Genomic DNA, 21949 nt, shown 5'->3' on the forward strand with positions numbered 1-21949 from the left:
ATGCTATGCGCCATTGTTGCAAATATGTGGTCGCAGCAGGTCACAGGTGATTTGCAGGATTCGGTAAGAAGAATCGACGAGGTGGTTGTCACCGGCAAGCTCACGTTTCAGGAAGTAATGCCTTCGCAAAAACTGAAAGGTGAGCAGTTGGAGCGTTTGAACACCCATTCCGTTGCCGATGCCTTGCGCTATTTCTCGGGATTGCAGATAAAAGACTACGGGGGCGTGGGAGGCATCAAGACGGTGAATATCCGCTCGATGGGTACCAACCATCTGGGCATCTATTATGACGGCATTGAACTGGGCAATGCGCAGAACGGTCAGATAGACCTCGGACAGTTCTCCCTGGACAATGTTCAGGAGATAACGCTGTACAATGGGCAGAAGAGCGCCATCTTCCAGACAGCCAGCGATTTCGGCAATGCCGGCTCTGTGTATATCCGGACGCGCCTTCCCCGCTTCTCCTACGACAAGAGTTACAATCTGAAACTGAAGGCGAAGTATGGCTCCAGCGATATGTTCCGCTTCTCCACGCTTTGTGAGCAGAAACTTTCGCAGGCAGTCAGTGCCTCGCTGGCAGGAGGAGTGTTGACGTCAAGCGGCAAGTACAAGTTCCGCTATCGCCGTCTGAATCTGGACAAGACAGTGGCGTATGACACGACGGCGACCCGCCAGAACGGTGATATATGGGCTGTGCGCATGGAAGGAAACGTGCATGGAGTGCTCGAGCAGGGCTATTGGAACTTCAAACTCTACACCTATCATTCCGAGCGAGGCATTCCCGGCGCTATCGTTAATAACGTCTGGCGCAGGGGAGAGCGGCAGTGGGACCATAACTATTTCACGCAGGCATCGTGGCAGAAGAGCTTCGGCGACCGTTTCAGCACACGCTTACAGGCAAAATATGCCTATTACGACACCCGTTACGTGAACAACGACACCACGCAGATGCATGTGGACAACCGCTATAAACAGCAGGAACTGTACATATCCACGTCGAACGTGTATGAGATACTTCCCAACTGGAGTGCGTCACTCAGCTATGATTTCCGTTGGAACAAGCTGCGGAGCGACATGGTGAACTTCGCTTTCCCGCACCGCTTTTCCAATCTTATAGCCCTGGCTTCCGCATTAGACCTCAAGCGCTTGAAGATTCAAGGAAGCCTGTTGGCTACATTCATCAAAGACCATACAGAAAACAGGGCAGACAAGAAATCGACCCACGAGCTGACACCAGCCATCTTCGTGAATGTATATCCGTTCAGGACGCAGAGCTTCTCGGTGCGTGCCTTTGTGAAACGTAGCTTCCGCATGCCGACATTCAACGATATGTATTATACGGAAGTGGGGAATGCCAACCTGAAACCAGAAGCGGCATTGCAATATAACGTAGGCGTGGTTTATGACAAGGCATGGAAAGACGGCTTCTGGAAACACTTTCGCATTCAGACCGACGGCTATTACAACACCGTTCATGACAAGATTATCGCCTATCCGAAAGGACAGCAGTTCCGTTGGACGATGATGAATCTCGGCAGGGTGCATATCACAGGCGTCGATGTGGAGACCGAACTGACCGTCCAGCCGGCGAAAGACCTGCAGGTTTCCGGCAGACTGCAATACACTTATCAGGACGCAAGAGACGTGACCAATCCGCAAAATTCATTCTACAAGGACCAGATACCCTACATTCCATGGAACAGCGGTTCTGCCATCCTCAATGTCACTTATAAAGACTGGGACTTTACTTATAGCTTTATCTATGCCGGTGAGCGGTATAATCAGCAGGAGAATATCCGATATAACCACATGCAGCCCTGGTACACGAGCGACTTGAGCCTGATGTATCGTTTCAAATGGGGCAAGACCTTGTGGAAAGCGACGTTGGAAGTGAACAACGTGTTCAGTCAGGACTACGATGTCATTCTCAACTATCCGATGCCGAAGCGCAACTATGGAATCAGTCTGGACGTAACGATATAAAATAAAGAAAGAAAATGAAACAGTCTATGAACACACATTATTATATATATATTGGCATGAGCATCTTGCTGATGCTGGTCAGTTCGTGTCGTGGCGACGAATACATCGTCTTTTCAGAAGAGACGGACACGGGCGGCGAAGTCGTGTTGAGCGATATTGTCGGAATGTACGTCCTCAACGAGGGGAACATGGGAAGCAATAAAGCGACCGTCGATTATCTCGATTTGTCGGGAAACCATGAGACGGTCCGCTACTTCCGCAACATCTATTCGGAGCGCAATCCGAATACGGTCAAGGAGTTGGGCGACGTGGGCAATGATATTCAGATATACGGCAGCCAACTTTGGATGGTGATCAACTGCTCCAACAAGGTAGAGGTGGCAATAGCCGATAGTTGTCGAAAAATCGCGAAGATAGATATTCCAAACTGCCGATACCTCGCTTTCGACGGCGGCTATGCCTATGTCAGCTCTTATGTCGGTCCCGTTTCAATCTCAAACGATGCCCCCCTCGGGCGAATCTATAAAGTAGATACTCTGACCTTCGAGAAAGTGGATTCCGTAGTCGTAGGCTATCAGCCGGACGAATTGACGATACTTGACGGAAAAATCTATGTGGCAAATAGCGGTGGCTATCGGGTGCCCAACTATGACAAACGGGTGAGTGTCATCGATATCAGCACCTTCACGGTGGAGCGTTCGATAGATGTGTATCCGAACCTGCACCGCATCCGTGCCGACAAATACGGGCAGTTGTGGGTGACTTCGCGTGGAGATTATTACAAAAACCCGGCATGCCTGATATGGATGTATGAGAACAACAGCGGCGAGATGGTGGTCGGCGATACCATCAATACAGCAGTCTCCGACATGTGCATTGTGGGCGATTCCCTTTATTATGTGGGTGTGGCGTTCAATTATGAGACGTTCTCCAATCAGATAACTTACGGCATTATCAACGTGCGAACGCACCAGGCGGTTACGACCCAGCTCTTTTCCGCACCGGAGATTGCCGGCATCGAGATGCCGTATGGTATTATCGTCAACCCGATTAACCGCGACTTCTATATCATGGATGCAAAGAACTATGTGTCCAGTGGCGAACTGCTGCACTTCCATGCCGACGGAACGTTTGACTGGCGCGTGTGGACGGGCGACATTCCGGCGCATGCCGTGTTTGTATATAAGAAACGAGAAGAATAAAAACCAAGATAGCTTATGAAGAAACTTTTACTTTTAACAGCACTCTTTTTGGGTGGAACAAGCCATCTCGCAGCACAGCGGATGGACGACAAGACGGAACACAGCAAGTATATTCAGGCTGTGGACGAATATTGTCCTGCACCCGGACAATTCGTTAACGAGCTTCCGCCGTACGCTGAGGGCAACTCTGCGCAGGATATGGCAGACAAATGTACCGCCAGACTGGCGGAAAACAAGGGAGGACTTGTGTCGCTTGGCGCCTATGGTGGGTATATCACCTTCCATTTCGACCATAGCATTGCCAACATTGCAGGCAAAGCCGACTTCTATGTTGCCGGAAATGCTTTTTCAGGAAGTGGAGAACCTGGTATCGTTATGGTGTCGAAAGACCTCAATAAGAACGGACTTCCCGATGATCCGTGGTATGAACTGAGCGGCAGCGCCGACACGGATTGTCCGGAAAAAGTGACCTATAACTACCAAATCACCTATACCGCAGCGCCCATGCACGACATTCCTTGGACGGATAATCAGGGAGCGTCAGGTACGGTTCCGCGTAATGGGTTTCATAAACAGGAATATTTTCCCCAATGGATGAGCAGTCCCTTGACGTTCACAGGCACCTGTCTGCCGAAGAATGGTACCAACACTGGCGGTGAAGGCGAAAATCAGTATTGGGTCTTGACATCTTTCAACTACGGCTATGTAGATAATAAATCCAACACAGACAGCATCGCCAATGGTTTCAACATTGAGTGGGCTGTGGATGCTGAGCGCAATCCCGTCACACTCGACTTTATCGATTTCGTCCGCGTCTATACAGCGGTCAATCAAAATGCAGGATGGCTTGGTGAAACCAGTACCGAAGTGACAGGAGCCGAGGACTTGCATCTGGAGGAATCCATCGCTGCTATCAACAATGCATTGACAGGAATTGACAACATCAATGAAAACGATGACAGCCAGCAAATACAGGCAATCTATACAATTGACGGAAGACGGATTGAGAAATTACAGCATGGCTTGAATATCTTAAAAATAAAAAATGGAAAAACAAAGAAAATCTTTATTCGATAAAAAAATGAGCAGTGTATTAAATGTAAAAAGACGATTGCACGCTCAAATAAACCATCGGCTAATCCTTCAACTAACATCGTTAGCCATGTTGCTGCTTATCCCTTCACGGCTTCTTGCTACGGACAAGGTCGTGCAGAGACAGTTCGGAAAGCAGATGGTTACCATAAAAGCAAATGAAGAAATAACGTATTATGATTTCAAGGAGGGAAAAGGATTTACCGACTCCTATTTGAACAACACCCAATCACTGACGGTTTTCAAACCGGCAACAAGCGGTGCTGTAATTCAGATTACTTTTGAACGGTTTGATGTGCAGAGCGATGGCCAAGGTTGGCCGGGCTATGTAAACATCTATAACGGAATTGCCGATGCTGACAATAGTTTCTCATGGGCTTCATCCGTTTATGACGTAACGGAGAATCCAAGTATTTGTGGCGGAGATATTATGGAAAAAATGGACGGCACTTATACAAACAAAACGTTCACTTCCACGTCAACAGATGGCTGTCTGTCTGTTGGAATGCTATGGAAAAGAGGAAAAGCCGGCAAAGGATGGGTCGCTAAAGTACGTTGTATTGAACCTCAAACTATGGAAGTAAAGGATGCTGGAGAGTATTATTCAAATGTAGTGGTCAATCCACGTACAAAGGATAACATCTTATTAACCAATTTCTATATAGAGACTGAGGGAGAAAATAATGCCGATAGGCTGACTGCTATAAACGTCACATTGCCAGACAACGAAAACGTCATCAACCCTCAATCAATAAAAGTTTATCTGAAAGAGAATATTGATGCCGACGGGGCTATGCTTATTAACAGTACCGTCACTGAAGATGGCAGTGGGTATAAGATAAACCTGAATCAGACACTTGAAAAAGGAAATAATACCTTTGCCATTTTGTGTGACTTTCTGGATGATGGAACTATCGGAGGAAAAGTAAGTATTGACATCACAAGACTAATTACCTTAAAATGTCCTGACGGAATCGCTCCTTTTGAGAAAAAAGATCCTGTTGCCGTACACTGCCCAGGAATTATTCTGATAGCAACGAACGACACAATAGTCGTTGGAGACTATCCGTTAGATTTCTTTGACGACGGAGGATTGAATGGAAACATTTCTCCCTATTTTGAGGGACGAGTGACTTTTATACCAGAAACGGCAGGCAAAAAAGTACAAATAGATTTTTCCAAAGTAAGACTTTTTGTTGCTGGACAATATGGAAACTACGGACAATATATTAAAGTATATAACGGAATGAATACGGATGAGGATAATTTCCTCATGGAAGTGAAGAATTACCAACAACCTATTGTCAAATCCAGTTCTGAAGACGGTGCTCTGACCGTTACATTCTTAAGCACTGTCAGTTCAGCCAACAGCGAAGGTTTTGAGGCTAAAGTCAGTCAAATCGTTCCAGAACCTATGACAATTGATGAAATAAAAGTTTCACAATATGTAAAAGATGTCGTTAGTCCAGGGGATATCAATCAACCTGTCATATACTGGAATATAAAGACAAAAGAAAACGGGAACGCACTCTCTGCAGAACAATTCTTTTTTACGACAAACGGGACGGATGCCCCTATTACAAAAGCGTCCCTTTACTACGGTAGAATGCTAAATGAGTTTGAAAAAGCAAAAAAGATTGGTGAAATTACTGTTTCTGACACAAATATAGACTTGACCACAGAAGAGCCTGTTCGCTTGATAGAAGGAGACAACTATTTCTGGCTGACGTTCGATATTGATGAAAATGCCTTAAACGGACAGCGCATTGACGCCCAGCTGCTTTCTTTTATCGTGGACGGGAATACCCACACGGTTAATGAAGGTGACCCATACGGCAATCGCATGGTCAAACACACTGTATATTCACATAAAGAACAAGGCATTGTAGTCAGCGTTGTAAATGATTTCCTGACTTTCAAGAACAAACCATTTCTTGGCGAATTAGAATATTATGAATTCGGGAAAGATGACCGTATCAATATTTTTGTTCCAAAACATGAGAACATGCGTTGTCAAATCGATTTCAGCAAATTTGTACTTTATTGGAAAGACGGAGATGAACCTGTAAAGGCCAGTTTCAAAATCTATAGCGGTTATGGCGTTGAAGGCGAACTATTATGGGAAGCTAAAACATCATCAGACATAGAAAACGGTCCGAATACTCCCATCTCCTCGAAATCTGAAGATGGTGCCCTTACCATCGTTTTTAATAGCGATGCTAAAAAATTTGCACATACAGGAAAGGGATTCGAGGCTATTGTCCGGGAATATGACCCCATAGCTCCTGTTATAGAGGCAAAAAATACGCTAGCTGATTTGGGTACTGAAATCACATTGGAAGCAAAAGTAAAAGACGGAACTAAGCCCTATAATATCGTATGGATGAACGGAAAACATCAAGTTCTCAGTGAAGAGACCACTAATGCTGAGACATTGACATTCCGACACGTTCCGACCGAATGTGATGATTACTTGGTAAAAGTAACCGATGCTAATGGGAAAACCGCTATTGACACTTGTCGGGTGATTGTGATGGGAGAAGCAATCACTGCTACCTTTGAAAATCTCTATCTCACTCCCGAATCTTATAACGACGGCGAGCGCCTGCCTGGTTCCTTTGTTAGCGGCACATACCTGTTCAACAACACGTGTGTACCCGAAATGAACTATTGGTATGGCTGTTCGTTCTCCAACCGCACTTCTATCCTTTTTGAAAACATTCGTACCGACCAGTTCAATTCAGCAGCAGGAGCCGGTTACAACGGGTCAAATAATTATGTCGTTTGCTATCCACAGGGAACAGCCATTGAAATTCTGAACGATTTCGAAGATAATATCAAAGGATTTTATGTTACCAACAATGCGTGGGTCATAGATGCCATACGCAATGGTGACGGATACACAGAAGGAGGATTTAGAAAGGGAGATTACCTTCGATTGAACGTCAAAGGTATTGATTCTTTCGGAGAAGAAAAGAGTTTCGACTATTTCCTTGCCGATTATCGCGCAGAAAAAGAGGAAGACCACTATTATCTTGACACATGGCAATGGGTCGATATGAGCGAATTAGGGAAAATGAAAAAGATTGTATTTACAATGGGAAGCACACGTGGCAATCTCTATGGAATGACTACTCCTTCTTATTTCTGTATTGACAACTTCAATGGAGAGCGCCAAATTACTGAAGTGCAGCTCGAAGCAAATTCTTCTCTTGTGGACATCTCACAATATTTCTCTTTCGACCATCCCACCGCAACGATAAAATACACTATCGACGATAAGAACACATCCTTTTCATTGTCTGAAACAGGAATACTGAACACCAACGGGCAGAAAGACGTCAGCGTTATCATACGAGCTATTCAGCGCGGAAAAATTCAGTTTATACGATTGAATATCGGAAACACATCATCAATAGGCAACACACCTCCTTCCAAAGCAACTATAAAAGCCATATATACAGCTGAAGGAAAACGCCTCACGAAATTACAACGCGGATTGAACATCGTAAAAATGAGCGATGGAAGCTTCCGAAAAATAATAAAATAAACAAGAAAATCACATTTAATATTTTAATAACTAACATTTAATTTTAAACAAGATGAAACAACATTTACAAAAGTTGATGGTTGTTTTGACCTTATTGTTGCTTTGCATACCAATACAGATGTATGCGCAGTCAACAAGAACGGTCAATCAGCTACAGTTCGGAAAGCAGACCGTCACGGTTGCTTCCGACGAAGAGATTACGTTTTATGACCCTTGGGGGACTGCTGACATTGTTGACAACAATAGTTACAATAGTCAGTCTCTGACAGTATTTAAGCCCGCAGAGGAAGGCAAATCTATTCAAATCACGTTCGAAACGATAGATTTGAATCAATATTCAGCCAATTATTTCCTCTACATGAACCTCTATGACGGAGAAGCTGATGCCGATAATACATTCACTTGGGCAAGCTCTTCAAGTCAAGTTACATCATCTTCCAGCTTAACTGGTTTATCGGGAACTCTTATCGCAGAAAAAATCAATAACTCAAACAAGCCGTCCCTTCCTGTTGTTTATACTGCTGGGACTGCCAATGGTGCCCTTTCTGTTGGATTCATGCACCGTAATTCCAATAAATGTGCAGGATGGGTTGCAAAAGTAAAATGCATTAAGCTTGAGAACATGACCGTGACCGGTGCTGGTTCTAACTATGACGGAGTCATTAACACCCCAAATGCTAAGCAAAACATCTCTTTAGCAAATGTTTTTGTTACGGCAACTGGTGTGATGAGTCCCGACCATGTAACGGGAATTCATTTCAATCTCACAAAAAACGAGAACGCTATCGATCCTACAGCCTTAAAACTTTTCAAAGACAATACACAGGTTGATGCGACGGTCGTTGCCGATGGTACTGGCTATAAATTTACCTTGAACGAAGCGCTCGGCGAAGGAACCACATCATTTACCGTGAAAGGAGACTTCTTAGGAACTGCCGAAATTGGTGCGAAAGTACAAATCGACATTACCAAAGTCACGACAAACGGAATACCTGACGGCGTCACTCCGTTTACACCTGGAACATCTGTTGAAGTCACCAATCCTGCAATTGTCTTGATGACTACTGCCCCACAGACGATTACCGTAAACGAAACGCCACTTAACTTCTTTGACGAAGGAGGACCTCAAGCTGGTGTCGAATGTCGTGCAAACGGAACTGTTACTTTCATTCCTGGAGTTACCGGTAAAAAAGTAATGGTTGATTTCAGCATGATTGACATCTTCAGAGGTTCACTCTACAACCAAGAAATACGCGTTTACAATGGAACATCCGCTAATGCAGACAACTTGGTCAAAACTTTCCAAGATGGAGAAACAGGAACAGTGCGTTCTACATCTCCCGACGGAGCGCTTACCATTGTGTTGTTCAGCGATGCATTGACGGCTACACTCAACGATGGTTTTGAAGCACTTGTTTCGCTATTCACACCGCAGGCAATGACGCTCAATACAATCACGGCCAACCATCCTACTAACGAAACATTGGTGGCTGCTGACGAAGACCAACAAATCTTGTCATTCAACATCACAACCGAAAATACCGAACCTGCTTTGGAGGCACAGAAATTTGCATTCAACACCAACGGAACCTATCCACAAATCACAAAGGCTACATTGTATTACACTGCTGCGGAAAATGCGTTCAAAACGTCTAAGAAAGTTGGAGAAACCGTCATTTCCGCTGATGCTTTTGAGATTACAGCAACAATGCCTGTGACACTGTTAGAAGGCGACAACTATTTTTGGTTGGCATACAACATCAACGACGAAGCCATCAACGGACAGAAGGTAGATGCAGCGATTCTTTCTGCAACAATCAGTGGAACAACAACCAATGTTGTCAACGGAAGCCCGGATGGCGAACGAATCGTTGAAAATGTGGCACTCTCCTATCAAAATATGGGAACCATAACCAAAAAAGTCAACGGCTCGCTTGAATTCAAGACAAAGCCATACAGCGCCGTGCCATCGAAATATGAACCGGGAACGGACGACCGAACCAACGTCTTCATACCGATGCACGAAGGAAAAGTTATCCAACTCGATTTCACCGCTTTTGATGTTTATTATTCCACCTCTTCATGGGGACAGAAAGCTGACTTCAAAGTATATAGCGGACAAGGAACCAGTGGCGAACTCCTTTGGAGTATCGACAACCAGAAAGGACCTGGAAAAGTGCTCCGTTCTACAGCAGCTGACGGTTCAATGACCATTGTTTTCAATCCGAAAGCATCCACATCTACCTATTGCGCTGCAGGTTGGACCGCCACCGTCAGCGAATACCAGTCACAGCCGATGCAAATCGACAGCATCGTTGCTACTCATCCTTCTACTGCTGTCGTATCGGTTGGTGCCAAGAAGCAGGAACTGCTCGATGTCAAAGTCTTCACAACCGGCGACCAAGACGCTGTGAGCCTGAGCGAGATGACTTTCGACTTGAAGGGCAAGCAGCAGAATGTGGAAAAACTCTATGTGACTCAGAACGATGCTGTAATCGGTGAAACAACTGTTGCCGAAGAGCAAACCGTCACCGTTACTTTGACAACACCAGTAGAACTCGCTGAAGGTGAAAACACCTTCAAGATGTCTGTCGATGTAAGTCCAACGGCTGATGATGGAGAAACCATCGACGCAAAGATTATTTCTGTCAAGGCGGGCGAAAGCAACGTTAACGCAACAAACGGCGACCCTGAAGGAGAACGTCTCCTGAAGAGCATGATTATTGCAACCAATGGTGACAACGGAGAAATCAAAGTCGGAACTGGGAAAAGCGTCATGTTCTATGATGATGGAGGTCCCAACGCCGATGGTGCCGATGGCGTAGAAGCGACCATTACGTTTGCTCCACTCGAAGAAGGCGCGACCATCAAACTCATTGACAAAGGAATCGCATTTGCTTCTACAGCACACCTATATATATATGAAGGTGGAGAGGTTGATAATGACAAGCTGATTGTCGATCTGAGCGGTTCGTCTGCTAAGTTCGATCCGATTGTGTCTAACTCAGCCGATGGCAAGATAACCATTAAATATGTCGGTAAAGGAAGCTACACGCGTCCGAACTTCGCTATCGAAGTGCAAGGCTATCAGAAGAAAGCCTTCGAGGTGAAGAACTACACGGTGACCGATGTCAGCACAACCAACGTGATGGCTGGTCAGGAAGACGTGCAGATGCTGCGCGTGGACATGACGGTGGAGGGCGACTATACTCCGCTGGAGGTTCAGCAGTTCACCATTGACGCAACTCAGAATGCTGCGCTCGACAAGGTGTTTGTCTATACCACAGACACGATTGGTGCTTTCTCGGCAGTCAACAAGTTTGGTGAAGCACAAGGCACAACCAATGTGACGGGCAGTTATACCATCGACAAGGAAGGCGTATATAAGTTCTGGGTCGCTTACAACATCAAGAGCGATGCAACTGTCGGTGCACAGGCATCTGCGAAACTGACTTCGTTCACAATCAACGGAGCGCAGACTAATGTGACGGAAGATGTGACGGCTTCGGTTACCGTCAAATCCGGTATGCACGGTACGTTCACTGTCGGTACGGGTGGTGACTATGCTACGATTCAGGCGGCTGTTGACGCTGTTTCTTCCGGCGTGGACGGACCGGTTGTCATCAACATCAAGAATGGTGAGTACAACGAGCAGGTGGTTATCCCGCATATCCCGGGCACTTCGTCGACGAACACCATTACGCTGCAGTCTGAAAGCGGTGACTATCTCGATGTGAAGATTTATCACGACAGTTACACCTATCCGTTTGGCGCTGAGCACCAGGTGAGACAAAAAGGTGTCATTACAGTTGCCGGATGTGACTGGCTTACGTTGAAGAACCTTGAGGTGACAACCACCGACAATGCCTATCCGGGTGTTATCCAGTTGAAGAACGAGAGCCGCCACGTGACCATCGAAGGCTGTTACCTGCATGCTTCAGTATCGACCAATGCACAACAAAGTATTGGTATTATCAATATGACGGCTATCGATGAAGCGAACCGCAACAACGACTATATCACCGTCAAGGACAACTTGATTGAAGGTGGTTACATCAGTATGCGTATCGGTGGTACCGGTTATGTCCGTCTGCCGAAGGAAGTAGGTGCTGTCATCGAGGGCAACACCATCCGCAACGGCGGTACGAAGTCTATCTACGTGATGGACGAGCTGGGTGCGAAGATTCGCAACAATACGGTCATTATCGATGCCGATGCAGAGACAAAGATCAGCGTGGGTATCTTCGATATGCAGCTGCGCGATGAGTATGATGAGCCATTCGAAGTGACAGGAAACATCTTCAATGTGGCTCCGAAGACTTATGCCCCAGTATTCAATCTGCGTCAGGTGGAAGCTTCTGCAGCAGCACCGATGCTGATTGCCAACAACGTTGTCAACCTGACTTCGCTCAACGCAAGCTACAGTTCGTTCAAGCTCGCAGCTGCGAAAATCAAGAACGTGAATATCGCCCATAACACATTCCGCATGACGGGTACGAACGGTGGTGCAGCGTTCTGGCTGAACAGTAAGCTGGATGCAGGTTACGGCAACATCAACGTCGTGAACAACATCATTCAGAACGAGACCAACGGCTTGGCTGTCAACCTCTACAATGATGACAACCTCGGAAAAATCAACTTCCAGAACAACGTTGTCTATACCGAAGGAACCGACTTCTTCCGCGCAGCTTCTGCAACGAAGGGCGACTTCGATTTCTTCGTCACAAAGACAGGTGCAACGGGTAGTGTGAACAAGAAGGTCAACTTCTTGAGCGAGAATGTGCTGGAACCGGCTGATGACCTCGATGGTGACCTGCTCACGGCAACGGCACTGAGCTACGTGACCACTGATATCGCCGGAAAGGCTCGCCCGACGGAGAACATCACCATCGGTGCATACGAATATAGTGCCGACAACCAGGCACCCGTGATGCTCGAGACCTATCCGAAGGTGGTTACGGCTATCGACGGAAAGGCGACACTCGCCGTGAAGACCGACCTCGCAGCAACGGTTTACTGCATCGTGAAGAAAGCCACCGAGACGGCTCCGACCGTTGACGAGCTCAAGGCGTCAGAGATAAAGAAGGACGTTTCTGCTGAGACAGAGACGACCATCGAGGTGGAAGGTCTGGAGATTGGCGAGCAGTATATCGCATACTTCCTGCCCGTCGGACTGCGCGGTGCAGAAGGTGAAATCAGTCAGACAGAGACCTTCACAATGACTGCGACACCTCCTGTAACCGACAAGCCGGAGGCTGACGTCTATATCAACAACTCTACCGACGAAGAGACGGTTGAGGCAGGAACGGGCGTTACCCTCATGGCAATGGTGACCGTCGATGAGCGCACCGCTCCCTACACGCTCACATGGATGGACGGCAAGCACAATGTCCTGCTGACCGAAACCTTCGAGAGTGCAGATGATATCGACGCCATCTTCACTACTACTCATACGCCGACCGAGTGTACCGACTATATCTTCATCGTCAAAGACAATGCAGAGAAAGCCGATACAGCCTTCGTTCGTGCTTATGTGACTGGCGATGCCGTTACGGCTACGTTCGAGAACCTCTATCTCGACAGCGAAAGCTATTGGCACTGCAACGACAGCCGTACCTCGTTCGTTAGCGGAAGCTATAAGTTCGACAGCGGCGCAATGCCTGGATATAACTACTACTATGACTTCTCTTATTCGAACCAGACCTCTACCGTCTATGAAACACTCGCCGACCAGCACAAGTCGGTTGTGGGAAGCGGTGTCAACGGTTCAGAGAACTATGTGGTGGCTTATCCGCAGGGCGGTAAGATTCACGTGATGAACAACGCCGAGGGCGACTCTATCCGTGGATTCTATATCACGAACAACGCTTGGACTGCTGACGCAATAGTCAATGGCGACGGATTTCTGGGTGCATTCGCACAGGGTGATTACCTCAAGGTGATTATCAGTGGCGACAACGGTAAATCGGTGGAGGCTTACCTAGCTGACTACCGTGCAAGCAATGCAGCCGACCACTACTATCTCGACACATGGCAGTGGGTGGACCTCACGTCGCTCGGTAAGGTGAAGAACCTCTCGTTCACGTTCGACGGCAGCAAGAAGAACAGCTACGGTCTGACGACACCAGCCTACTTCTGTCTTGACAATTTCAACGGTGAGCGCAACGAGACGACTGCTGCCACACAGACCGCTGACAACGGCAGTCTGACGGTGGATGTGGACGACTTCACGACACTCAATGAAGGCAGTGCGACGAAGACCTATGAGATTGTCGATCAGTTGCCCGAAGGCATTACCGCAACGGTCAATGCTGACGGTACGCTGAACGTGACGGGAACAACCGACGGCACTTACGAGATTGTTGTCAAAGTGACGCAAAAAGGTAAGGTCGAGTATGTGCGCATTCCTGTAACGATTGCGACGGGTATCCGCCTTATCGGTATCGATGCAGCCGACGTGGAAGGTTACTACACCCTCGACGGCAAGCGCATCGACCAACCGCAGCGTGGCATCAACATCGTACGCATGAAGAATGGAGAAACGAAGAAACTGATTGTGAGATAACCTCTCACTCGACAGTTTTGCTTGCAACAGCCATGTTCCGCAGAGGGACATGGCTGTTTTTTTATTTCCAGTTCATATAGCCTATATCGTCTCTCTATTTTATATAGTCTCTATGCCCCTTTTGGTGCGTCGCCTCGTCAAGAAACCTCCCGATTTTTTTAGCGAACGGAAAATAATCGCTATATTTGCAGCTACCAATGAAAAGAGCAATCGTCATAGGAGCGTCGTCCGGCATCGGATTCGAAATGAGTCGGCTGCTGATAGGGAAAGGGTGGACCGTGGCTGTGGCAGCGCGCAGGAGCGAGCGGCTGGAGCCTTTACGGCTGTTGGCTCCCGAAAGGGTCATTCCCATCGCGCTCGACGTAAACCAGGATACGGCTCCCGAACAGCTCCACGAACTTATCACGCACATGGAAGGCGTCGAACTCTATATCCACGTGGCAGGCATCGGACGGCAGAACCGGCTGCTTGATGCAGACATCGAGAACCGTACGGCGGCGACCAATGTCTGGGGATTTACGCGCATGGTGGGGGAGGTGTTCAGATACATGGCTGAGCACGGTGGAGGACACATCGCTGTCATCTCTTCCATTGCAGGCACCAAAGGACTGGGACCGGCACCGGCATATTCAGCGACGAAAGCTTTCCAAGCCACTTACATCCAGTCGCTCGAGCAGTTGGCGAACAGCAGGAAACTCCCCATCAACTTTACCGACATACGTCCGGGATTTGCGGATACCGAACTGCTCAGTGGCGACAATAACTATCCGATGATGATGACAGCCGAATATGTGGCACGAAAAGCCGTCCGGGCGATTGAAAGGCGGAAGCACGTGGCGATTATCGACTGGCGCTACCGATTGCTCACAGCAGGATGGCGATGCCTTCCCAACTGGATTTGGCGACGGCTCAAACTATGACGAACCGCTGCTAAAAAACACGTTAACATCCAATAACTATTTTAACTTAAAAAACGAACGCTTTAAGGCAGAATGTTTTACAAACAGAGAGTCGATTCTGAGGAATTTGCGGGCGAAAGTTTTGCATAAACAAACGGGGAATATGTGATTTATGGGTCAAACCTGCATATTTCCGCGATGAGTATGCGTTTTCTCGTTCTAAAACTTCAACTTTTGTCGTCAAAAAGTGCCACTTTTAGCTTGCAAAAGTTCCCCTTTTAGGATGCGAAAGTTGAACTTTGGGAAAACGAAAAAATAGCACAAAATCGTAAGAAGTTGATAGTCAGCGCCTTAAAAAATCGTCAAAAATCGCCATTTTTCCCCACCGAACAGCATCTTTTCCCAAAAAACGGGCAAAATAACGCAAAAAACCGAAAAACGGGAATGCCGAGTTAGTTGCATATAGAACACATCTCGGGATACAAGTCAAGCATTTTTTAGGATTTTTACTCAAATTTCTGTAGTTAAGTAGTAGAGAATTTGTCACGGCTTTAGGTCGTTTTGAAGTTAAGTCAATAGTTCTATCGGGCAGGTTATAACTGAAAAAAAGGACCACTTTTCTTGCTCTTCGCTTGAAAAAATCAGTTGAAACTTTGTTCACAAAGAAATTTTCTTTATATTTGCAGGGTAGTAACCTGAAGTAAGACGATATGAGTACTCAAGCAATGACCCAACTTATAGCCGAATATTTCAAGACGCAGCCCGTCTTGAAGGCATGGCTCTTCGGTTCGTATGCCCGTGGAGAAGAGCATGAGGACTCTGATGTTGACATACTTTTCGAGCCCGATATGTCCCAGCGTTTCAGTCTTTTGACCCTTGGGGGTATGTATATGGACTTAAAAGAGATTCTGGGCAGGGAGGTTGACCTCGTTCCTGAAGGTTCTTTACTCCCTTTTGCTTCAGGGGATGCGGAAAAAGATAAAATTCTGATATATGAGAGAGCCAGTTAAAGATAAAGGTAGTCTGGCGCATATGTTAGATGCTATAGACACCATCTTGAAGAGGTGCGCAGGCATGACGCTTGAAAACATTGATGCCGACAAAGTTGTTTATGGCGGGCTTGCCTATTACACAATGATTATAGGCGAAGCCGCATATATGTTGAGCAAAGAATTTAAGGATGCTCATCCGGCTACATCTTGGCGGCAGATAGAGGGCATGCGTCATCATATTGTGCATGGATACTTTCAAGTTCGTAAGGATTTGTTGTGGAATGTCATAGATAATGACCTTCAACCTTTGAAAGAGCAGGTAGAATCATATCTGGCTGAAATGTAGAATTATAAAAATGTTGAACTAACAAACAATGATTGCCTATGGGTTGAAAATAGTAGATAAGAAAATATAGGATGAACATCCACTTTTGATTCTTGTCATCTGAAATCGGCAAATTTTCAAAATGTAATCAAGAACTGAAGTTGGAAGTTCACGCCACATGGCGTGGGCTTTTACTCGTTTGGATTACATGGTGTTTGCCGATACCAAGATGACGTAGACGAAGTAATTTGTCCACGTTTTTTTGTGCGTGTTTCAAACAATATAGTTAATAACAATTTAAAACAAAACAATTATGAGAAAAATAAAAAAATGGAGCATGATAATGCTCATGTTTGTCGCTCTTCCTTTGATAGTATCTTGTGGCGATGATGATAATGCCACCGATTTGACTACGGAGGAAATTGTGAATATGCTGACCGGTAAATAGGATATAAAAGGCACAGTGAGGGTAGACTATGTATATTCAGATATAGTATTGGAAGGAGACTATACTGGGACTAAAGATTATGATTTGAAATGGGAAGGAGACTATACAGGAACGATAGAATTTACGGAAAATAAGGACTGTTATATCCATAATTCTTCTAAAATTTATCTAAGAGATAAACAGGGGAATATATATAGAGAGAATGGAATTTCGTTAACTTCTGAGCTTTCATATTTCTTGGAAGAAAAGTATTCTATCCTTCGCAAAAACGGTAAAACCTATATTGCTTTTGGCAAGCAGAGTTTTCAAATTGTGTCGCTCAATAAAAATTCATTTAAATTATTAGAAGATGAAGATATTGATTATGGGTATGGAGAGACAGTTCATTATTATATAACAATTATTTCAAAATGATGTAAAAACTGATTGAGGGTGTGTCAAAATAGGAATTCAGTCGTCCTACGGACGAGAAATCCAACAAATCTATACAAATCTAACAAATCAAAGTGCTGATACACAGAATGAAAGATTTTGGATAGATTTGTGAGATTTCTGCGCGAAGCGCACTTCCGCCATTTTGACACACCCTCAATAAAATAAAATGTATTAATGTAAAAATCCTGATTATTTGTTCACAGAGTAACGAGTTTATTTGAGTTGAAATTTCCATCTAGCTGTCTTTCTTTTACCAATTTTCCCAAAATGATGCCGACGTTACAATTTTGTGAAAATTCGGGGAATTGTTTGCTGATGTCATAGATTTTTCGGAACTTTGCTTCGCTAAAAGTAACGTTGTTCGTCCGTGCAGCGGGAAAGTCTGTGCGGAAAAAACTTATGCATAAACATGATAAAGAAGGAAAAGAAACACTATCAGGTGGTTGCCGCTGTCGTTGAGGAGGATGGAAAGATTCTCTGCATGCAGCGTTGCAGGAGCCGTCTGCCTTACATCAGCGAGCGCTGGGAATTTCCCGGCGGGAAGAGAAAGGCAGGGGAGAGCGACCATGAAGCCCTCGTTCGTGAGATAAAAGAAGAGATGGATTGGGATGTGTACGTGGGTAGGCAGCTTGGACAGGTGACACACGAGTATCCCGACTTCACCATCACCCTCACAGCCTATTGGTGCAAGGGTGGCGACGGCGAGTTTAAGATGCTCGAACATCTCGACTATAAATGGCTCGACAAGAGCGAGATGACAGCGTTGGAGTGGACCGAAGCCGACCGCAAATTGTTGGAAATGATTATCTGAAGAAACAGTTATGAATATGCATGTTGCGGAAATCCCGGTGTGGGGATGGGTGATGTTCTATGTTTCGGTGCTGTTGATGTTGGCAGCCGACTTGAAACTTTTTGGGCGTAAGGGACAGCATGAGGTTGGTATGCGCGAAGCCCTGTTCATGACAGGTGTATGGATAGCGGTCTCGCTGCTCTTCGCGTTGGGCATCTATCTGTTCTATCCCGTGGATCCCCACGAGCAGACGATGGAGTTCCTCGCAGCCTATCTGATAGAGAAATCGTTGTCGGTGGACAACCTTTTTGTCTTCCTGATGCTCTTCTCGTTTTTCGGTGTCGAGCGGAAATATCAGCACGAAGTGCTCTTCTGGGGCATCATCGGTGCCTTGGTCTTGCGCAGCATCTTCATCTTTACCGGTGCCGCCATCGTCAGTCGCTTCGAGTGGGTTCTCGGTTTGTTCGGACTGTTCCTGCTCTATACCGGCTTCAAGATGTTCGTCCACAACGATTCGCAGACGGATGTGCACACCGAAAACTTCCTCGTGCGGCTGTTCCGGCGTGTCTATCCCGTGACCGACAAGATGCACGGCGGAAAGTTTTTTGTCCATGAAAACGGTCGGAAGATGGCGACCCCCTTGTTCGTTGCGCTGATAGCCATTGAGACGAGCGACGTGATTTTTGCCGTCGATTCCATTCCTGCCGTTTTTTCCGTTTCGCGCGACACTTTCATCATCCTCACGAGTAACATCTTCGCCATTCTGGGCTTGCGGTCGCTCTATTTCGCGCTGGCAGCCCTTGCGAAATATTTCACCTATCTCAAATACGGCATTGCGCTCATCCTGGTTTTTGTGGGAGTGAAGATGCTATTGTCCACCACCGAGTATTTCAACGAGTTTTTCGCCATGCTGGGCATCAGTGTGAATGTTCCCCACGTTGAGATACCGACCCTGGTCAGCCTTTTGGTCATCTTCGGTGTACTGACTCTCTCCATCGTCCTGTCGCTGGTGTGCAGGAAAAAGGAAGCTGCGGAGTAGGGATGTGAGGATTTGGGAGATACAATAAATCCCCACGCATTCCGTTATAAAGAAGAATGAAGAAACCAGAGGGCTCAGACGGATATTCCCATATTGTGAAATATACGGGACTGTTCGGTGGCGTGCAGGGATTAAACATCCTTGTGGGGCTTGTTCGTAACAAATTGGTTGCGATGATTCTTGGTCCGGCGGGAATGGGACTTATCTCGCTCTTCAACTCAACCATCAAGCTGATTTCAGACTCAACAAATCTGGGCATCTCCATGAGTGCGGTCCGGCAAGTGTCGGAGGCGTATGGCAGGGGAGATGAGGAGCAGGTGTGCTCTGCCGTTCAGGTGATACGCTCATGGAGTCTGCTGACAGCGTTGCTCGGCATGTTCGTGTGTATGGCGTTGAGCCCGTTGCTCAACATGTGGACGTTCACATGGGGCGACCATACGCTGCATTTCTTCCTGCTTTCGCCGGTTATCGCTCTGACAGCCATCACTGGTGGCGAACTGGCGATACTGAAAGGAATCAGAAGGCTGAAAACGCTGGCAAAGATTTCCATCTATAACGTGATTCTGCTGACATTGATTACCGTCCCCGTCTATTATTATTGGGGACAGGCGGGTATCGTGCCGTCGCTGGTCATCGGTGCGTTGGTTCAGATGTGTCTGACGATAGCCTATTCCTACAACTTTTATCCGTTGCGATTGAAAGGACATGCGTTCCGCTTGGGCGACGGTGTGGGGATGGTCAGGCTGGGTATTGCGTTTGTTTCGGCAGGAATTTTAGGCAGTGGCGCGGAATTTCTGATTCGCACGTTCCTCAATACGGAAGGCGGACTTGCCGACGTGGGCTACTATAATGCGGGACTGATGCTGACCATGACTTATGCTGGCGTGGTGTTCGCTTCGTTGGAGTCGGACTATTTTCCGCGCCTGTCAGCAGTGGGTGGCGACAGGGACGCTTTGAACCTGATGGTGAATCGCCAGATTGAAGTATCGCTGCTGATTATCGCTCCGATGCTGGTCATCTTCATCTTCGGTTTGCCGATACTGGTTCCCTTGTTGTATAGCAGCAAATTCCTGCCCACCATCGGGATGATGCAGGCGGCATTGCTCGCCATGTATATGCGTGCCGTCGAGCTTCCGATTGCCTATATTCCATTGGCGAAAGGCGATTCGTGGTCATACTTTTTCATAGAAGCGTTTTATGATATCCTGTTGGTCGTTTCGGTAATTGTCGGTTATCGTCACTGGGGACTGACGGGCGTCGGCTGGGCGATTGTGCTGACGGGCGTGCTGGACGTGATAGGCATCATGCTTTACGCGCGTTATAAATATAAATATGTGATATCGAAGGCTGCCTGTCGCTATCTGTTGATGCAGCTGCCGTTCGGCATCTTGGCATCCCTCTGCGTGTCCAACTTTGAAGGCTGGATATATTGGGGGATAGGAGGGCTCTTGTCGGCAGGGAGTCTCTTGATTAGTTTTTATGTGTTGCGCAGCAAATCCCGCTTATGGGAGGCGTTGTTGAACAAAATAAAAGACAAATTCAGACATGGCTAAGGTCTCAATACTTGTGGCGGTTTATAACGCAGAGAAGTACCTTCGAAAGTGTTTGGACTCGCTGCTTGAACAGCATCTTCGCGAAATACAGATAATTTGTGTGGACGATGCTTCTACGGACAGCTCGCGGGACATATTAGATGAATATGCCTCGCGAGATAATAGGGTGGAGGTAATAGCACTGCCGGAGAACGTTGGACAGGCGCGGGCACGAAATCGAGGGCTGCAAGTGGCGAAGGGAGAATATGTCTGTTTCCTCGACAGCGACGACTGGTTCTCGCCCGATGCGTTGCAGCAGGCAGTGGATACGTTTGATGAGAATCCCGAGACCGACTGCGTGCTTTTTCAGGCGCAAATGGTCAGTGGGGAGACAGAGGAAACCTATCCGATGCCTGCGTTTGAATGGCTTTCGGGAGAGGAGGCGTTTGAGAAAAGTCTGACATGGGAGATTCATGGCATTTACATGGCGCGGACTCAATTGTATCAGGAATTTCCTTACGACGAAACAGCACATTCATACAGCGACGACAACACCACACGCATCCATTTTCTGCATTCACGAGAGGTGAGACAGTGTAAGGGGATTTACTATTACAGGCAACATGCGGAGTCGGTCACGCATCAAGTCAGCGTGCGGCGCTTCGACTATCTGCGTGCCAATGAGAGCATGATGGGGGAATTGGTTAACAGAGGCGTATTTTACAAGTGGGTCAAGATGTATGAGAACGTGCGATGGCTGAATTTGATAGACACATATATGTTCTATTTTCAGAACCGCCACAGGTTGTCGCAAGACGAATGCCAATACGGACTCAGCGAGATGAAAAGGGTGTGGAATACCATTGACCCGTCGGCACTGAAATGGCGCAACCGCTACAAATTCGGATACATGCCCCTGCATTTCTCCTGGCGGCTCTTCCGGCTGCAGGAAGAAACATACTTCACGCTGCGGAAACTGATAAAAGGCAAGTGAAGGAAAGGCAATGATAGGCATCGGAGAAAGAAAGCGTCTCATGCCCTCAAACAAAGAAAATAACGGAAAGAAATGATTTTCTGTCCCGTAATCGATTTGTTTT

General features: G+C 46.7%; 14 protein-coding genes. All 14 read left to right on the forward strand.

Annotation, left to right across the window (positions count from 1 at the left end; genetic code table 11):
• The 14 genes from GRF55_RS03685 to GRF55_RS03745 all read left to right on the forward strand — a co-directional run bounded on the left by GRF55_RS03685 (position 1) and on the right by GRF55_RS03745 (position 21846).
• On the forward strand, positions 1 to 1983 hold the full coding sequence (locus GRF55_RS03685; RefSeq protein ID WP_255563854.1) for a TonB-dependent siderophore receptor: 1983 nt from the start codon (positions 1 to 3) through the stop codon (positions 1981 to 1983).
• A 14-nt stretch (positions 1984 to 1997) separates the two neighbouring features.
• A complete protein-coding gene (locus tag GRF55_RS03690) occupies positions 1998 to 3185 on the forward strand; it encodes a YncE family protein (RefSeq protein WP_255563831.1) in 1188 nt (395 codons plus the stop codon).
• A gap of 15 nt (positions 3186 to 3200) precedes the next feature.
• Positions 3201 to 4262 (forward strand): hypothetical protein, encoded by a 1062-nt coding sequence (locus GRF55_RS03695; protein ID WP_220369196.1) that lies wholly within the window; start codon positions 3201 to 3203, stop codon positions 4260 to 4262.
• Positions 4231 to 7827 carry a DUF4465 domain-containing protein gene (locus GRF55_RS03700; protein WP_220369197.1) on the forward strand — a complete coding sequence of 1199 codons (3597 nt, stop codon included), beginning with the start codon at positions 4231 to 4233 and terminating at the stop codon, positions 7825 to 7827. Before GRF55_RS03695 ends, GRF55_RS03700 begins: the two co-directional genes overlap by 32 nt.
• A 52-nt stretch (positions 7828 to 7879) precedes the next feature.
• A complete protein-coding gene (locus GRF55_RS03705) occupies positions 7880 to 14392 on the forward strand; it encodes a DUF4465 domain-containing protein (protein ID WP_220369198.1) in 6513 nt (2170 codons plus the stop codon).
• A gap of 197 nt (positions 14393 to 14589) precedes the next feature.
• Positions 14590 to 15312 carry an SDR family oxidoreductase gene (locus GRF55_RS03710; protein WP_220369199.1) on the forward strand — a complete coding sequence of 241 codons (723 nt, stop codon included), beginning with the start codon at positions 14590 to 14592 and terminating at the stop codon, positions 15310 to 15312.
• Positions 15313 to 16001: 689 nt separating this feature from the next.
• A complete protein-coding gene (locus tag GRF55_RS03715) occupies positions 16002 to 16301 on the forward strand; it encodes a nucleotidyltransferase family protein (protein ID WP_220369200.1) in 300 nt (99 codons plus the stop codon).
• Entirely contained in the window at positions 16285 to 16629 is a 345-nt protein-coding gene (locus GRF55_RS03720; RefSeq protein ID WP_220369201.1) for a DUF86 domain-containing protein, read from the forward strand. The genes GRF55_RS03715 and GRF55_RS03720 overlap by 17 nt, the downstream gene beginning before the upstream one ends.
• Before the next feature lie 292 nt (positions 16630 to 16921).
• On the forward strand, positions 16922 to 17056 hold the full coding sequence (locus tag GRF55_RS11675) for a hypothetical protein (protein ID WP_255563832.1): 135 nt from the start codon (positions 16922 to 16924) through the stop codon (positions 17054 to 17056).
• Positions 17057 to 17071: 15 nt separating this feature from the next.
• The gene (locus GRF55_RS03725; protein WP_220369202.1) at positions 17072 to 17470 is read left to right on the forward strand and encodes a hypothetical protein; all 399 of its coding nucleotides are present in this window, start codon (positions 17072 to 17074) and stop codon (positions 17468 to 17470) included.
• A 430-nt stretch (positions 17471 to 17900) separates the two neighbouring features.
• Positions 17901 to 18302 (forward strand): (deoxy)nucleoside triphosphate pyrophosphohydrolase, encoded by a 402-nt coding sequence (locus tag GRF55_RS03730; RefSeq protein WP_220369203.1) that lies wholly within the window; start codon positions 17901 to 17903, stop codon positions 18300 to 18302.
• A 10-nt stretch (positions 18303 to 18312) separates the two neighbouring features.
• Entirely contained in the window at positions 18313 to 19320 is a 1008-nt protein-coding gene (locus GRF55_RS03735; RefSeq protein WP_255563833.1) for a TerC family protein, read from the forward strand.
• Positions 19321 to 19376: 56 nt separating this feature from the next.
• Positions 19377 to 20873, forward strand: a complete 1497-nt coding sequence (locus tag GRF55_RS03740; protein ID WP_220369204.1) for an oligosaccharide flippase family protein — start codon at positions 19377 to 19379, stop codon at positions 20871 to 20873.
• Complete coding sequence (locus tag GRF55_RS03745) at positions 20866 to 21846, forward strand: glycosyltransferase family 2 protein (protein ID WP_220369205.1); 981 nt, start codon at positions 20866 to 20868, stop codon at positions 21844 to 21846. Before GRF55_RS03740 ends, GRF55_RS03745 begins: the two co-directional genes overlap by 8 nt.
• Positions 21847 to 21949: the final 103 nt, after the last annotated feature.

The sequence above is a fragment of the Prevotella sp. Rep29 genome (assembly GCF_019551475.1).
Classification (GTDB): Bacteria; Bacteroidota; Bacteroidia; order Bacteroidales; family Bacteroidaceae; genus Prevotella.

Excerpts from the sequence above, each read along its gene's own strand:
- GRF55_RS03685 (WP_255563854.1), top strand. The coding sequence starts at position 1 with ATGCTATGCGCCATTGTTGCAAATATGTGGTCGCAGCAGGTCACAGGT.
- GRF55_RS03690 (WP_255563831.1), top strand. The coding sequence starts at position 1,998 with ATGAAACAGTCTATGAACACACATTATTATATATATATTGGCATGAGC.
- GRF55_RS03695 (WP_220369196.1), top strand. The coding sequence starts at position 3,201 with ATGAAGAAACTTTTACTTTTAACAGCACTCTTTTTGGGTGGAACAAGC.
- GRF55_RS03700 (WP_220369197.1), top strand. The coding sequence starts at position 4,231 with ATGGAAAAACAAAGAAAATCTTTATTCGATAAAAAAATGAGCAGTGTA.
- GRF55_RS03705 (WP_220369198.1), top strand. The coding sequence starts at position 7,880 with ATGAAACAACATTTACAAAAGTTGATGGTTGTTTTGACCTTATTGTTG.
- GRF55_RS03710 (WP_220369199.1), top strand. The coding sequence starts at position 14,590 with ATGAAAAGAGCAATCGTCATAGGAGCGTCGTCCGGCATCGGATTCGAA.
- GRF55_RS03715 (WP_220369200.1), top strand. The coding sequence starts at position 16,002 with ATGAGTACTCAAGCAATGACCCAACTTATAGCCGAATATTTCAAGACG.
- GRF55_RS03720 (WP_220369201.1), top strand. The coding sequence starts at position 16,285 with ATGAGAGAGCCAGTTAAAGATAAAGGTAGTCTGGCGCATATGTTAGAT.
- GRF55_RS11675 (WP_255563832.1), top strand. The coding sequence starts at position 16,922 with ATGAGAAAAATAAAAAAATGGAGCATGATAATGCTCATGTTTGTCGCT.
- GRF55_RS03730 (WP_220369203.1), top strand. The coding sequence starts at position 17,901 with ATGATAAAGAAGGAAAAGAAACACTATCAGGTGGTTGCCGCTGTCGTT.
- GRF55_RS03735 (WP_255563833.1), top strand. The coding sequence starts at position 18,313 with ATGAATATGCATGTTGCGGAAATCCCGGTGTGGGGATGGGTGATGTTC.
- GRF55_RS03740 (WP_220369204.1), top strand. The coding sequence starts at position 19,377 with ATGAAGAAACCAGAGGGCTCAGACGGATATTCCCATATTGTGAAATAT.
- GRF55_RS03745 (WP_220369205.1), top strand. The coding sequence starts at position 20,866 with ATGGCTAAGGTCTCAATACTTGTGGCGGTTTATAACGCAGAGAAGTAC.